11 protein-coding genes are annotated in these 14,575 nt (G+C 64.0%); 7 read left to right on the forward strand and 4 right to left on the reverse strand.

Annotated elements, in window-relative coordinates:
• The first annotated feature begins 38 nt into the window (after positions 1–38).
• Together ctaA and QO034_RS07125 are read left to right on the forward strand one after the other, a co-directional pair.
• The gene (ctaA, locus tag QO034_RS07120; RefSeq protein WP_284484819.1) at positions 39–1,193 is read left to right on the forward strand and encodes a heme A synthase; all 1,155 of its coding nucleotides are present in this window, start codon (positions 39–41) and stop codon (positions 1,191–1,193) included.
• A complete protein-coding gene (locus QO034_RS07125; protein WP_284484820.1) occupies positions 1,190–2,659 on the forward strand; it encodes a carboxypeptidase M32 in 1,470 nt (489 codons plus the stop codon). Before ctaA ends, QO034_RS07125 begins: the two co-directional genes overlap by 4 nt.
• 254 nt (positions 2,660–2,913) lie before the next feature.
• On the opposite strand, the gene gyrA is transcribed toward QO034_RS07125, so the two are convergent.
• Positions 2,914–5,673: a DNA gyrase subunit A gene (gene gyrA, locus QO034_RS07130; RefSeq protein ID WP_284484821.1), complete on the reverse strand. Its 2,760-nt coding sequence runs from the start codon at positions 5,671–5,673 to the stop codon at positions 2,914–2,916.
• Positions 5,674–5,866: 193 nt separating this feature from the next.
• Between gyrA and QO034_RS07135 the strand changes: the two genes are divergently transcribed.
• Positions 5,867–6,133 carry an usg protein gene (locus QO034_RS07135; RefSeq protein WP_284484822.1) on the forward strand — a complete coding sequence of 89 codons (267 nt, stop codon included), beginning with the start codon at positions 5,867–5,869 and terminating at the stop codon, positions 6,131–6,133.
• Between the two features lie 19 nt (positions 6,134–6,152).
• On the opposite strand, the gene QO034_RS07140 is transcribed toward QO034_RS07135, so the two are convergent.
• A complete protein-coding gene (locus QO034_RS07140; protein ID WP_284484823.1) occupies positions 6,153–7,751 on the reverse strand; it encodes a caspase family protein in 1,599 nt (532 codons plus the stop codon).
• 66 nt (positions 7,752–7,817) lie between these two features.
• Positions 7,818–8,771, reverse strand: coding sequence for a radical SAM protein (locus tag QO034_RS07145; protein WP_284484824.1), 954 nt, complete (start codon positions 8,769–8,771; stop codon positions 7,818–7,820).
• Between the two features lie 162 nt (positions 8,772–8,933).
• Here QO034_RS07145 and zwf point away from each other — a divergent pair, with 162 nt between their 5' ends.
• The 4 genes from zwf to QO034_RS07165 all read left to right on the forward strand — a co-directional run bounded on the left by zwf (position 8,934) and on the right by QO034_RS07165 (position 13,960).
• Positions 8,934–10,391: a glucose-6-phosphate dehydrogenase gene (gene zwf / locus QO034_RS07150; protein WP_284484825.1), complete on the forward strand. Its 1,458-nt coding sequence runs from the start codon at positions 8,934–8,936 to the stop codon at positions 10,389–10,391.
• Positions 10,388–11,059, forward strand: coding sequence for a 6-phosphogluconolactonase (pgl, locus tag QO034_RS07155; protein ID WP_284484826.1), 672 nt, complete (start codon positions 10,388–10,390; stop codon positions 11,057–11,059). Before zwf ends, pgl begins: the two co-directional genes overlap by 4 nt.
• Positions 11,060–11,062: 3 nt before the next feature.
• On the forward strand, positions 11,063–12,676 hold the full coding sequence (gene pgi, locus QO034_RS07160) for a glucose-6-phosphate isomerase (protein ID WP_284484827.1): 1,614 nt from the start codon (positions 11,063–11,065) through the stop codon (positions 12,674–12,676).
• Positions 12,677–12,754: 78 nt separating this feature from the next.
• On the forward strand, positions 12,755–13,960 hold the full coding sequence (locus QO034_RS07165; protein WP_284484828.1) for an MFS transporter: 1,206 nt from the start codon (positions 12,755–12,757) through the stop codon (positions 13,958–13,960).
• Here the strand turns inward: QO034_RS07165 and QO034_RS07170 are convergent.
• A complete protein-coding gene (locus QO034_RS07170) occupies positions 13,957–14,433 on the reverse strand; it encodes an acyl-CoA thioesterase (RefSeq protein WP_284484829.1) in 477 nt (158 codons plus the stop codon). The two genes, QO034_RS07165 and QO034_RS07170, sit on opposite strands and share 4 nt — an antisense overlap.
• Positions 14,434–14,575: the final 142 nt, after the last annotated feature.

A 14,575-nucleotide genomic window follows, 5' to 3' on the forward strand; every position in this document is an offset into this window, starting at 1 on the left:
GCGCCCTAGGGTCGCAGGCGATCGAACGTGAGGCAGAGATGAGCAGGAAACGCAGCATTTTCGAAGAGGTATCGGAGTCCGGCGCGGAGAAGCCCGCAACGCAGACCGGCCTGATCGACAAGGGGCGCGGCGGCGCGCGACGGGGCATCCGGCTATGGCTGATGTGTCTCTTCGCGCTCGTGGTCGTGATGATCGCGGTCGGCGGTTTGACCCGGTTGACCGACAGCGGTCTGTCGATCACGGAATGGCGGCCGATGACGGGGGCAATCCCGCCTCTGAGCGAGGCCGACTGGCAGGCCGAATTCGACAAATACAAGCAGATCGACGAATTCCGTGTTCAGAACCAGTGGATGGAACTGGCGGATTTCAAGACGATCTACTGGTGGGAATGGGGACATCGGCAACTGGGCCGGGTGATCGGACTGGTGTGGGCTGTCGGCCTTGCCGGGTTTCTGGTGGCGCGGCGGATACCGGTCGGATGGACGGGCCGCCTGTTCCTGATCGGGGCGCTTGGCGGCGTGCAGGGTGCGATCGGCTGGTGGATGGTGTCATCGGGCGTGACGCAAGGCGAATCCACGACGGACGTGGCGAGCTATCGCCTGGCGGTGCATCTCGGCCTCGCCTTCCTCATCCTGGGCCTGATCGCCTGGTATGTCTTTCTTCTGGGGCGGACGGAACGCGACTTGATGCAGGCACGCCGCGCCAAAGAAACGAGGCTGTTCGGCCTGTCTACGGGATTGCTGCATTTCGCGTTCCTGCAGATCCTGATCGGCGCGCTTGTCGCGGGCATTGATGCCGGGCGCAGTTACACGGATTGGCCGCTCATGGGTGGGCAGGTCGTGCCGCCGGATCCTTTCCTGTTCGAACCGGCGTGGCGGAATTTCTTCGAGAACCCCGGACTCGTGCAGTTCATTCACCGGGTGACGGGCTACCTGTTGCTTGCCTTTGGCACCGTGGTCTGGCTGCGCGGCAGGCAGAGTGCGCACAGGGCGACCCAGGTGGCTTTCAACGCGGCCTTTGCCGCCCTCTGCCTGCAGGTCGTTCTGGGTATCGTCACGGTTCTCTACGGCGCGCCCTGGCCGGTCGCGATTCTGCATCAGTTGCTGGCGGTGCTGCTGTGGGTTCTGATCCTTTGGGCGCGGTTCCTGACCGCCTATCCGGTCGCGGCTTCGATCCGGGGGAAATCGGCATGAGCGCCTTTGACGACCTCCTGGCCTATCAGCACGAGACAGCCGCGCTGGCGCAGATCGCCGGTCGCCTGTCCTGGGACCAGGAAACCGTCATGCCGCGCGGGGCCGCGGTTCAGCGGGGGATGGAAATGGCGGCGATCGAATCCGTCCTGCATGCGCGCCGGTCCGCGCCGCAGGTCGGCGACTGGCTGGCCGCGGCAGTGGCTCCGGATGCCACCGGCGCGGCGCATCTGCGCGAAATCCGCCGGGCCTACGAGCGTGCCAACAAGGTGCCGGGCGCTCTGGCCAGGCAGATCGCCCGTGTCACCTCCGAGGCGCAGGGCAAGTGGGCGGCCGCCCGTGCCGGGGAAAACGTCGCCGCTTTCCTTCCGGTCTTGAGCGAGGTCATCGCCCTCAAACGGGAAGAAGGCGCGGCCCTTGCGGCAGGTGGCGATGTCTACGATGCGATGCTCCAGGATTTCGAACCGGGCATGACCGGTGCGGAAATCGCGGCGATCTTCGACGCGATGCGCCCGAAGCTTGTGGAACTGCGCGCCGCGGTTCTGGGCGGTGCGGCGGCGCCGGCGCTGTCCGGCACGTTCGACGAGGCCAGGCAGATGGAACTCGCGCACCGGCTGGCGCAAGCCTTTGGCTACGACATGACCCGCGGCCGACTGGACAAGGCGGTTCACCCGTTCAGTTCCGGCAGCGGTTCGGATGTGCGTATCACCACGCGCACCAGCGCGACGGACCCGTTCAACTGCTTTTATTCCACCATTCACGAAGTCGGTCACGCGGCCTATGAACAGGCGGTGAACCCGGCCTTCGCGCTGAGCGCGCTGGGGCAGGGCGTATCCATGGGGGTGCACGAAAGCCAGAGCCGCATCTACGAGAACCAGCTTGGGCGGGGGCGCGCATTCACCGGTTGGCTGTATGCGCAAATGCGCGAAACATTCGGAGATTTCGGGATCGCCGACGCGGATACATTCTACTGGGCGGTGAACCGCGTGCATGATGGCTTCATCCGGACCGAGGCCGACGAGGTGCAATACAACCTTCACATCATGCTGCGGTTCGACCTGGAGCGGGCTTTGATGTCAGGAGACCTGCAGGTTCAGGACCTCGAGGCCGCCTGGAACGACAGGTTCGCATCGGATTTCGGTTTTGCGGTGGACAGACCGTCCAACGGCTGCTTGCAGGATGTGCATTGGTCCGTCGGCCTGTTCGGCTATTTCCCGACCTATGCGCTTGGCAATGTCTATGCCGGTTGCCTGAATCAGGCCATGCGGACGGCGCTTCCGGATCTGGACGGCGATCTGGCGCGGGGGGATACGTCGGCGGCGACGGGATGGCTGCGTGAGAATGTTCAGCAGTTCGGCGGGCTTTACGAGTCCCGTGAGGTGATCCAACGGGCCAGTGGCATGGCGCCGAACGAAGCGCCGTTGTTGCAGTATCTCGACGCCAAATTCGGTCAGCTTTACGATTTGTGACAACGGGAACGCGGGGCTGGACCCCCGCGTTCCCGCCTTGCAAAGCGCATTGCCCCGTCAGGCCCGCACGTCGCCCGGTTTGCCAGGCCCGGCGGCTGCGAAGGCCGCGCCGGGCGGGATCCGGGCGGCGGGAAGAACCAAAGAAGAAGCCAGCCGATCAGTCCGGTTTCAGATTGGAATGATCCATTTCCGCCATGCGCGACAATCGCGGAAAACGCCGAGGCCCGCGCGGTCTTGGTTCCCTGCCGCACGGATCATGATTCGGTTCCGTTTTCCCCGTTCTCGCCCTGATCCGCGATCCAGGCGACGCTGACGACCTCTTCACCCTTGGCGGTGTCGAAGACCTTGACGCCCCCGGCGCTACGCGAACGGAACGAAATTCCTTCGACCGGAACCCGGATCGACTGCCCTTTCGACGTCGCCAGCATGATCTGGTCGTCCATGTCGACGGGGAAGGAGGCGACGAGATCGCCGCCACGCATCGCGCGGTCCATTGCCGCGACCCCCTGTCCTCCGCGGCCGCGGACCGGGTAGTCGTGCGAGGAGCTGAGCTTTCCGGACCCGCCGGCGGTGATCGTCAGGATCAGGTTTTCGGCCGCCGACATCTCGGCGTAGCGTTCCTGGGTGATGGTGGCCATGGCGTTGGTGTCTTCGTCCTCGGCCTCGACCTCGGGCGTTTCCAGGTCCTCGGGCAGTCCGGCCACGGCGCGACGGCGTTTGAGATAGGCCGCACGTTCGTCCGGCGTCGCATCGAAATGGTGAATGATCGACATCGACACCACCCGGTCGTCGCCGCCCAGCCGGATGCCGCGCACGCCGACGCTGGAGCGGCTGTTGAAGATCCGCACGTCGGTTGCCGGGAACCGGATCGCGCGGCCTGATTTCGTCACCAGCATCACGTCATCGTCGTTGGACGCGATCCTTGCGTTGATCAGGGTCGTCTCCGCGTGTTCGTCCTCGAACTTCATGGCGATCTTGCCATTGCGCATGACATTGGCGAAATCGCTCAGTTTGTTGCGGCGGACGGTGCCGGCAGAGGTGGCAAAGACGACCTGCAGATCGTCCCAGTCCTTTTCATCGCGATCCACCGGCATGATGGCCGCGATCGAAACGCCGGTCGGGATCGGCAGGATGTTGACGATCGCCTTGCCCTTGGACGTGCGCCCGCCCTGTGGCAGCCGCCATGTCTTCAGCTTGTAGACCATGCCGTCGGTGGTGAAGAACAGGAGCTGGGTGTGGGTATTGGCCACGAACAGCGTGGTGACCACATCCTCTTCCTTGGTCTGCATCCCGGCCAGGCCCTTGCCGCCGCGGCGCTGGCTGCGGAAGTCGGCCAGCGGCGTGCGCTTGATCCAGCCGCCGGAGGTGACGGTGACGACCATATCTTCGCGCTCGATCAGGTCCTCGTCTTCCATGTCGCCCGACCAGTCGACGATCTCGGTGCGGCGCGGCACGGCGAAGAGTTCGCGCACCTCGCGCAGTTCGTCGGCGATGATGCTCATGATCCGTTCGCGGCTGCCGAGGATTTCCAGGTATTCCTTGATCTTGCCGGCGAGCTCCTCCAGTTCGTCGGTGACTTCCTTGACGCCGATCTGGGTCAGCCGTTGCAGGCGCAGTTCGAGGATGGCGCGGGCCTGGGTTTCGGACAGGTTGTAGGTGCCGTCCTCGTTGGCGGTGTGGGTCGGGTCGTCGATCAGCTTGATGTATTCCATGATCGGCTGCGCCGGCCAGCGCCGCGTCATCAGCTTTTCACGCGCCTCGGCGGCATCGGCGGAGGCGCGGATCGTGGCGACGATCTCGTCGATATTGGTGACGGCCACCGCCAGACCGCAGAGGATATGGCTGCGTTCCCGCGCCTTTCGAAGCAGATGGGCGGTGCGCCGGGCGACGACGTCTTCCCGGAAGTCGATAAAGGCGGTCAGGAACCTGCGCAGGGTCAGCTGTTCGGGCCGTCCGCCGTTCAGGGCCAGCATGTTGCAGCCGAAATAGGTCTGCATCGGCGAGAACCGCCAGAGCTGGTTCAGGACGACCTCGGCGGTGGCATCGCGTTTCAGTTCGATCACCACCCGCACGCCATTGCGGTCGCTTTCGTCCTGCACATGGGCGATGCCTTCGATGCGTTTCTCGCGCACCGCCTCGGCGATCTTTTCGATCATCGCGGCCTTGTTCACCTGGTAGGGGATCTCGTCCACGACGATGGCATAACGGTCCTTGCGCAATTCCTCGACGCGGGTCTTGGCGCGCACGATGACGCTGCCGCGCCCCTCCAGGTAGGCTTTGCGCGCGCCGGATCGGCCCAGCATGATGCCGCCGGTCGGAAAATCGGGTCCGGGCACGTATTCGATCAACTGTTCGCTGGACAGGTCCGGATCTTCGATCAGGGCCAAAGTCGCATCGACCACTTCGCCGAGATTGTGCGGCGGGATGTTCGTCGCCATGCCGACGGCGATGCCGCCCGCGCCGTTGACCAGCATGTTGGGAAACCGGGCGGGCAGAACGGAAGGTTCACGGTCCTTGCCGTCATAATTGTCCTGAAAATCCACCGTTTCCTTGTCGATGTCGGCAAGGAGGTAAGCGGCGGGCTTGTCCATCCGCACCTCGGTGTAGCGCATCGCCGCCGGGTTGTCGCCGTCCATCGAACCGAAGTTTCCCTGTCCGTCGAGCAGCGGCAGCGACATCGAGAAATCCTGCGCCATGCGCACCAGCGCGTCGTAGATCGCGCTGTCGCCATGCGGGTGATATTTACCCATGACATCGCCGACCGGGCGCGCCGACTTGCGATAGGACTTGTCATGGGTGTTGCCGGTCTCGTGCATCGCATAGAGAATGCGCCGGTGCACGGGCTTCAGGCCGTCTCGCAGATCGGGAATGGCCCGGCTGACGATGACCGACATGGCGTAATCCAGATAGGACGTGCGCATTTCGGATTCGATGGACACGGTCGGGCCGTGCGGGATCGGACGCTCTGTCAGGTTTTCATTCGCGTTTTCAGGGGGTTCCGGCGTGTCGCTCACGTTGTCCGCTCATTTTCTGTGCATCACTATATATAGTAGAGCAACCTTATCAGACCCGGCATATTAGGTGCAATGCTTAGCGGAAAGAACCATTGGCAGCCGGTGCGGACAAGTGATAACATACTGTTTTTGTTGAAAATTAATATTTTTCGGCAATCATGATTCACAGGGGTAAATTTTAAAGGTGATCGAGATGCCGACGGAAACGGAATTGATGCTCAAGGGATACGGCCTGACCACGGCCGAGCTTTTTTATCGCATGCCGGACTACACCCATGTTCTGAACAGCTTTGTCTGGCAGGATTACGACATTGCGCCGGATCATCCCGGCCTGTTCAAGTTCGTCGAATTCTGGCAGCGGGAAATCGAAGGGCCACTTCACTCGGTGCGGTTCACCCATCGCAAGCTGCTGTCGTCCGGACAGTGGCACAACCAGGTCGGAGAGTTCACGCTGCACTGAGGTCGGGACGTAGCCGGGATCAGCCCGCGCGCCATGCGGTCGCGGTGCAGCCGGTATTGGAAACATCGGTATAGCTGTTGCCATCCGGAGACAGGGTCCCGGTCGCGTAGGTCGTGAGATTCGGCCAGTAGAGCACCAGTTTCAGCGTGCGGCCGCTGAGCGTGGCGTGGACAGTCGCCGTCTGGCCCAGCGAATCCTGCAAGCTGCCCCGGAATGTATCCGGCCCCGAACGGCGATAGCGCACGGAGCCTGTGGTCTTGATGAACAGCGGGCAACTGGCGCGGAACTGCCAGCCCCCGGTCAGGTCGAAGGCCGCGGATTGGCCAGGGGAGATTTCCGCCGGTGTTTGCGTGACAACCGTCTTGCATCGGGCCCCGTCCGCTGCGCGCAGGGCGGCGAGCGCCCGTGCAGAGCCAAGGTCGGCCCCCTGCACGTCGGTCCCGGTGTCGGCGATGAACCTTTCAAATGCGCTGCGGGTTCGGGAACCGATGATTCCGTCAGCGCCTCCTGCCGAACATCCGGCGGCGTTGAGGGCAAGTTGCGTCTGTCGGATGATGTCGCGCCGGTCGGGGATGTCCGGTGCCGAGGGAGCATCTTCGGGGACAGGGTTTTCCGTGACCGTGGCGGCGCGTTTCTGCGCCACAAGCTGTTCCGCGATCTGATAGGAAAACGCTTCGCTGCGGTCCGCATAGCGGTCAAGGAATGCCGTCAGCGCCGCGACCGTGCCGATCGAGCGGGCCAGTTCGAAATCCTGCCGCATCGTATCCGGCGGGGCCGCCGCCATGCGGGCGGGCGCGCTGTCGCCGGCCGGACCCACCACCTGCTCCACGCCCGGAGCGGCGCTGTCCGCGAAATAGAACTCGCCAAGCAACTCATCGTAATAGGCCGGAAACTGCTGGTGATTGACGGTGCGCGCCATGTTGCGCACCTCCACACGCAACTCCGCCATCAGGGTCCGCAGTTCCAGTCCCGGTTGCGCCAGCCGGGGTAACAGGGCGCGGGTGAATACCGAATTCCGCGCCGGGTCGTCTTCGGTCAGTTCGTCCAGCGCAAGTTGCCCGGCGCCGGCGGAAAAGATCACGAATGTCCCTTGCGGCGCGGTGATCCGGCCCAGGCCACGGGTGCCGCCGATGCTGCGTCCCGTGGCGGTATGGAACGGGTTGTTGCGGCAGGCGTCGACGATGGCGATGGTCATCCGCGCCCCGCTGGCCCGCACCCTGTCGAGCAACCCTGACAGGGCGATGGATTCGGCCTTGATGAAATCGCGTTCGCCGGATTCGGGCGCGACGATATCGGTGGGCAGGAGATAGTTTTCACCGTCGATTTCCACCCCGTGTCCGGCAAAGAACAGGAAGGCGCTGTCGCCCGGTTCCAGCCGGCCGGTGAAATCGGAAATGCTGCGGTTCATGTTGCGGCGGTCGGCGTTGATCGCGGTCAGGATCTCGAATCCCTGCGCCCGCAGCGCCACGGCGACCGATTCCGCATCGGCGACCGCCTTGTCGAGGCTGGGAACCTGGGAATAGGCATCGTTGCCGATCACCAGGCCGATCTTGCGGTCCGCCTGTGCAAGGGCCGGCCAGCAAAGACAAAGAACGAACAGAAACAAGGCTTTTCGCAAGGCAAACTCCACAGTCCGATTCGCAGGGAGTATATCCGGATCGGCGCCAGGTGTGCGTGGCCTGGGTTACGTGGAACAGCTGGCTCCGCCCAGGACACAGAACTTGGCGCAGTGCGGATGGTTCAGATGCACGTCGCGTTCGGCGTCTGCCAGGGTTTCGCCGAGTTCGAATTCGGCGGAATAGGGCAGAAGGGTGCAGGCCAGAACGGTCGGACGATCCGCGCCCTTGCGTTTCACGACCATGCGGGAGGACGCGCACATCACGTCTTGGGGCCGCTTGTTCAGGATTCCCCAGCATGCCGTGGTGATTTCCGGCACTTCGGCGGTTTCGTCCATTTCCGGGAAGAGCACGGTCCGGCCGGGGTCCTGCGCATCGATGTCAAATCCGTGCTTGGCGAAAAGCGCGGCATATCCTGCGCGGCTGTCCGCTTCGTTGTCGCCCCAGACCGATCGGCCAGCCACCGCCATGCGGAACCCGTTGTCGCGCAGCCAGCCCATCCCGTAGAGCGTGCGTTCAAAACTGCCCCTGCCGCGTTCGCGGTCATGCAGTTCGGCGCTGAAGTGATCGACCGACACCCGCAACGTCAGCCTGTCACCATAGGTGTTGAGCAGTTGCAGCAGACCCCGGCGCATCGTCTTGCGCATCATGGGCTGCATGGCGTTGGTGAGGATGAGAACCTCGTGTCCGCGCGACAGGGCGAGGCGGGCCATCTCGATGATCTCGGGGTTCATGAAAGGTTCGCCGCCTGTGAATCCGATCTCGCGGACCGGCCATGCGCGGTCCTGGATCTGGTCCAGGAAGCCGTTGACCTCGGCGGCGGAGATATAAACCAGCGCATCATTCGTCGGGCTGCTCAGGATATAGCAGTTCGCACATTCGATGTTGCAAAGCGTTCCGGTGTTGAACCAGAGCGTTTGCGGAGACCGCAGTGACACGGACGCCCGCGGCTGGCCGTCAGCCGTGACCTGTGGATCCCGGAATTTCCCGTGGTTGGCCGATCTGGAGACGACGTCTTTCATGCATGCTTTCCGTGTGTTGGCCTGTTGGTGATGTCTAGCCTATGCTATGGGCGGTGAGAAAGCGGCGGCAAAGCGATTGACACAGTTGTGATACACTTGGGTGTGGATACAGTCGGGCGCAGATGCTTTCCATCGGCGCCGGACAATCAGGTGGGGCAAAGCATGGTATCTCGTGTCATTCCGGTCGATCCCTTCGATCTGGTCATATTTGGCGGCACCGGCGATCTTGCCCGGCGCAAGATCCTGCCGGGACTGTTCCGGCGTCACTGCGCGGGGCAGATCCCCGATGAAGCGGCCATCATCGGGGCGGCCAGAACGCAACACAGCCGGTCGGAATACCGGTCCTTCGCCGCGGAGGCGATCCGCGAATTTGCCAACGGACAGCCCTGCGATGAGGGCGCGCTTGCGGCGTTTCTGGACCGGCTCCAGTATGTTGCAATCGACGCGCGCGGCACGCAAGGCTGGGCGGAGCTGGCGGGCCAGGTTCATCCGGACAGGGTCCGGGCCTTCTATTTCTCGGTGGGTCCGGCGCTGTTTGGCGATCTGGCGGAACGGATTCATTTGCACGGCATGGCGACGGACGACGCCCGGATCGTGGTCGAAAAACCCTTTGGTCACGATCTGGCCAGCGCAAGGGCGCTGAACGCGACGCTCGCGGCGCATTTCCAGGAAGGTCAGATCTACCGGATCGATCACTACCTGGGCAAGGAAACGGTTCAGAACCTGATGGCAATCCGGTTCGGCAACATGCTGTTCGAACCGCTCTGGAACAGCCAGTATGTCGACCACATCCAGATCACCGTCGCCGAAACCGTCGGGGTCGGTGGGCGCGGCGAGTATTATGACAAGGCCGGAGCAATGCGCGACATGGTGCAGAATCACCTGATGCAGCTTCTGTGCCTGATCGCCATGGAACCACCGGCGAAATTCGATCCCGATGCGGTGCGCGACGAGAAACTGAAGGTGATCCGCGCGCTCGATCCGGTGGAGCCGCATCACATCGTGCGCGGCCAGTACGAGGCGCAGGATGGCGCCCATCCCAGTTACCGGGATGCGGTCGGCGATCCGCGCAGCAGCACCGAAAGCTACATCGCGCTGAAGACCCATGTCAGCAACTGGCGGTGGGCCGGAACGCCGATCTACCTGCGGACGGGCAAGCGACTGGTGGCGCGGTCCTCGGTCATCAACGTGATGTTCAAGGACGCGCCGCATTCGATCTTTGGCCAGGAAGCCGGCCGGCACGCCAACGTGTTGTCGATCCGCCTGCAACCGAACGAGGGCATCACGCTTCTGGTGACGATCAAGGAACCGGGTCCGGGGGGCATGCGGCTGGTGGATGTGCCGCTGGACATGACCTTCGCCAAGGCGCTGGGGCCGGAAGGCGAAGACCCGCCCGATGCCTACGAGCGTCTGATCATGGATGTGATCCGGGGCAACCAGACCCTGTTCATGCGCGGTGACGAGGTCGAAGCCGCCTGGGCCTGGACCGACCCGATCATCGCCGGATGGAAATCGCGCGGGGAGGTGCCAAAACCCTATGAAAGCGGTAGCAACGGTCCGGGCGATGCCGATCTTCTGATGCAACGGGACCGCCGGGCCTGGAGGGGGATAAAACCATGAATGTCGTCGATTATCCGGACCGGGAAATGGCCGCTATCGGTCTTGCGAACGTGTTGGCCGGGGCATTGAATTCGCGTCTGTTGACGAGCGATCACGCGTCCTTCGCCGTGCCGGGGGGCAGCACGCCGGGGCCGGTGTTCGACGCGCTTTGCGCCGCCGATCTCGACTGGAGCCGGGTGAGCGTCTTCGCCACCGACGAACGCTGGGTGCCTGAAAGCGATCCGAGATCGAACGGGCGGCTGATCCGGTCGCGCCTGCTGACCGGACCGGCCGCGGAAGCAACCTATCTGCCGCTCTATCGAAATGTGACCCGGCCGGAGGAAGTGCTGTCCGAGATCGAAGAAAGCCTTGCGCCGGAATTGCCGATCTCGGTCCTGCTGCTGGGGATGGGGACCGACATGCACACGGCCTCGTTGTTTCCGGGGGCCCAAGGGTTGACGGCGGCGCTGGACCGCGACGCGCCGGCCGTGGTGGCGATGCGACCTGACGCGGTGCCCGAGGCGCGGGTCAGCCTGTCGGCGCGGGTGCTTGACGAGGCGCTGGCGAAACATCTCGTGATCTTCGGCGCGGAAAAGCGGGCGGCCTTGGACCGGGCCTTGTCGCTGCCGCCGGAAACCGCGCCGGTCCAGGCGGTGCTCGGGGACATGACGATACATTGGGCGGAATAGAGCATGCCGGACTGGTCTTATCTCAGGGCTCTGCACCGGGCAGCGCCGAGGATCGCGGATCTGTTCGCCGCCGATCCGGCGCGGGCGGACAGGTTCAGCGTTAAAACGGCGGATCTGATGCTGGATTACTCGAAGACGGCGCTGGATGACACGGCCAGGGCAGGGCTGGTCGCACTGTGCGACGCCGGCGGTGTCGCCGAACGGCGCGAAGCCATGTTCACCGGAGCGCCGATAAACGAAACCGAAGGCCGGGCCGTTCTGCATACCGCGCTGCGCAATCTCGATGGCGGGTCCGTTCTTGTCGATGGTGCGGATGTGATGCCCGGCATCCGGGACACGCTGGCGCGGATGCGGGGGTTCTGCGACGCGGTCCGGACAGGTGCCGCCATGGGCGTTGGCGGCCCGTTCACCGACGTGATCAACATCGGGATCGGAGGGTCCGACCTTGGCCCGGCAATGGCCGTCGCCGCATTGGCGCCTTACCACGACGGACCGCGGTGCCATTTCGTGTCCAATGTGGACGGCGCGCATATCGCCGATACCCTGCGCGGGCTCGACCCGACAACGACGCTTGTCATAGTAGCGTCCAAAACCTTTACCACCGTGGAAACCATGACCAATGCCCGCACGGCGCGGGACTGGATGCAGACGGGCGGCGGCGATCCGGAAAGGCAGTTCGCCGCAGTGTCGAGCGCGCCGGGGGCAACGGCGGAATTCGGCATCATGCCCGAGAACGTGTTCGGGTTTCAGGACTGGGTCGGGGGGCGCTATTCGGTCTGGGGGCCGGTGGGCCTGTCGCTGATGCTGGCCATCGGTCCGGCTGGCTTTGACGCCTTCCTGCGCGGCGCGCAGGCGATGGATCGTCATTTCCGCTCCGCCGATTTCGCGGACAACATGCCGGTGATACTGGCGCTGGTGGGACTGTGGCACAATCAGGTCTGCGGATACGCGACCCGCGCCGTTCTGCCCTACGATCAGCGGCTGTCTCGGTTGCCGGCCTATCTGCAACAGCTGGAAATGGAATCCAACGGCAAGAGCGTTGCGATGGACGGTAGCGCCCTGACCGGGCCGTCGGGCCCCGTGGTCTGGGGCGAACCCGGCACCAATGGGCAACATGCGTTCTACCAGTTGATCCATCAGGGAACCGCGGTGGTGCCCTGTGAATTCATGGTCGCGGCGCAGGGTCATGAGGCCGCACTGGCGCACCACCACCGGCTGCTCGTGGCGAACTGCCTCGCCCAGTCCGAAGCCCTGATGCGGGGCCGGTCGCTGCGACAGGCGCGCGCCATGCTCGCAGGCAGGGGCCTTTCCGACCCTGAACTGGACCGGCAGGCCCGCCACCGGGTGTTCCCCGGCAACCGTCCGTCGGTCACACTGATCTATCCGAAACTCACGCCTTTCGTGCTGGGCCAGATCGTTGCGCTTTACGAACACCGGGTCTTTGTCGAAGGCGTGATCCTCGGCATCAATTCCTTCGACCAGTGGGGCGTCGAACTGGGCAAGGAACTCGCGACTTCGCTGGGGCCGGTCGTCGATGGCAGCGAAAGCGCCGCCGGAAAGGACGGGTCGACCGCGGCGCTTGTCGACTATGTCCATCGTCACGGGGGCGGCGCCTGAACGAGCCTGAGACGGTTTTCGTTTTGCGGATCGCGCACCGGGCCTTAGCCTGCGGAAGACCAGCTTCCGGAGGGCCAAATGGGTCAGGATCCGCATTCGGACACGACGGCGGCAATCGTCGCGGGGTGCATCGTCGCCTTCGTGGGCTTCGGCTTTGCCGCCACGTTCGGCGTCTTCCTCAGGCCGATGTCCCTGGACCTTGGTTGGGGGCGCGAGGTGTTTGCCCTGTCGATGGCCATTCAGGCGCTCTGCTGGGGCGTGACCCAGCCGCTGGCCGGCATGGTCGCAGACCGTCAGGGAACCGCGCGTGTGCTGGCCTTTGGCGCGGTCGTCTCGGCGCTGGGGTTCTTCCTGCGCGGCGCGGTCATAGACCCGGCCGTCTTCATCGCCTCGGGCGTGGTTGTCGGGGTGGGAACCGGGGCCTGCTCGTTTCCGGTGGTGATCGTGGCATTGGGCAAGGTGGTGGACGCCAGACGGCGCAGTTTCGTTCTGGGTCTCGGAACCGCCGCTGCATCGACGGGCATGTTCGTTGCGGCCCCGCTGTCGTCGCTGCTGATGAGCCTGATCGGCTGGCAATCGGCAATTCTGGTGATCGCGGCCAGTTTCCTGCTGATCCTGCCTGTGCTTGTGTTCATTGCGCGCGTGTCCCGGCCCACGGCGCAGGACGGCGCCGGCGACGGGTTCGCCCGGGCGGTGCGGACAGCCTTTGGAGACCGCTCGTATGTACTGCTGTTCTTCGGCTTCTTCGTCTGCGGCTTTCACGTCGCTTTCATCCAGACCCATCTTCCGGCCTATATCGCCGACCACCAGCTTGCGCCGGTCATCGGGGCCTGGTCGCTGGCGATCATCGGATTGTTCAATATCGCCGGGTCCTTCCTGTCCGGCTGGGCAGGTCAGCGGCATTCCAAGAAAAACGCTCTGGCCGGCATCTACTTTTCGCGCGCGGTGGTCATCGCCGCCTTTGTCCTGATCCCGCTGTCGCCCGCAAGCGTCTATGTCTTTTCGGCCTTCATGGGGCTTCTCTGGCTCTCGACGGTTCCGCTGACGACCGGTCTGGTCGCGCAAACCCAGGGGCTGCGATTCCTGTCGACCCTCGCCGGGCTGGTGTTCTTCAGCCATCAGACCGGGGCCTTTGTCGGAGCCTGGCTGGGCGGCCGGATCTATGATGCGACCGGTGACTATCAGGGCATGTGGTGGGCGGCCATCGGGCTGGCGCTGCTGGCGACTCTGCTGCACCTTCCGATCCGCGAAACGCCCGGCCAATTGGCGCAGGCCGAAACCTAGCTCTCGGCGACGGCGCCGTCGCTTTCTGCGAAATGCCGGCGCAGCCCGTCCGGCAGCGGCCAGCGGCCCGACCCGTCCGGATGCAACATCACCATGACACCGGTCAGCGTTGCGCGCAGATCGCCCGCCCAAAGTTCCTGGTGAACCGTATAGGACGAGTTGCGAAACGCCGTAACCCGCGCGGTGGCGACATAATCCTCGCCCATCAGCATTTCCTTGATGAACCGCATGTCGGCATTCCGCAACACCGTCCGTGGAAGGGGTTGACCGGCGTAGTATCGGGCGCAGAACATGTCGAAATAGGCGACGCGCAGGGTTTCGAACCATCCCATGTAGGATTTGTTGTTCACGTGATTCAGAACGTCGAGCTCCGCATAGCGCACCCGGTCCGCCAAGGCGGCCGGCTGCGGGGCGGTCAGACCGAAGTCGATCTGTTCCTCGGGGCTGAGCGGAGAATGGTAACGCAAGGTCATAAGCGGAACGGGTATCCAGAACGCGTGATTTGGGCAAGGCCGATATTGCCAAGCCAGATATTCGTTGGCAGTTTGACCGCCGGAGGAGACGGGCTGTTTCACAGCATTCCCGACCAGGGGGAGATGGCCGAGTTTCACACGT

Source organism: Sedimentitalea xiamensis, assembly GCF_030164465.1.
Lineage (GTDB): Bacteria > Pseudomonadota > Alphaproteobacteria > Rhodobacterales > Rhodobacteraceae > Sedimentitalea > Sedimentitalea xiamensis.

Bases quoted from the DNA above. Each gene is read 5' to 3' on its own strand.
- ctaA (WP_284484819.1), top strand. From the start codon at position 39: ATGAGCAGGAAACGCAGCATTTTCGAAGAGGTATCGGAGTCCGGCGCG.
- QO034_RS07125 (WP_284484820.1), top strand. From the start codon at position 1,190: ATGAGCGCCTTTGACGACCTCCTGGCCTATCAGCACGAGACAGCCGCG.
- QO034_RS07135 (WP_284484822.1), top strand. From the start codon at position 5,867: ATGCCGACGGAAACGGAATTGATGCTCAAGGGATACGGCCTGACCACG.
- QO034_RS07145 (WP_284484824.1), bottom strand. From the start codon at position 8,771: ATGAAAGACGTCGTCTCCAGATCGGCCAACCACGGGAAATTCCGGGAT.
- zwf (WP_284484825.1), top strand. From the start codon at position 8,934: ATGGTATCTCGTGTCATTCCGGTCGATCCCTTCGATCTGGTCATATTT.
- pgl (WP_284484826.1), top strand. From the start codon at position 10,388: ATGAATGTCGTCGATTATCCGGACCGGGAAATGGCCGCTATCGGTCTT.
- pgi (WP_284484827.1), top strand. From the start codon at position 11,063: ATGCCGGACTGGTCTTATCTCAGGGCTCTGCACCGGGCAGCGCCGAGG.
- QO034_RS07165 (WP_284484828.1), top strand. From the start codon at position 12,755: ATGGGTCAGGATCCGCATTCGGACACGACGGCGGCAATCGTCGCGGGG.
- QO034_RS07170 (WP_284484829.1), bottom strand. From the start codon at position 14,433: ATGACCTTGCGTTACCATTCTCCGCTCAGCCCCGAGGAACAGATCGAC.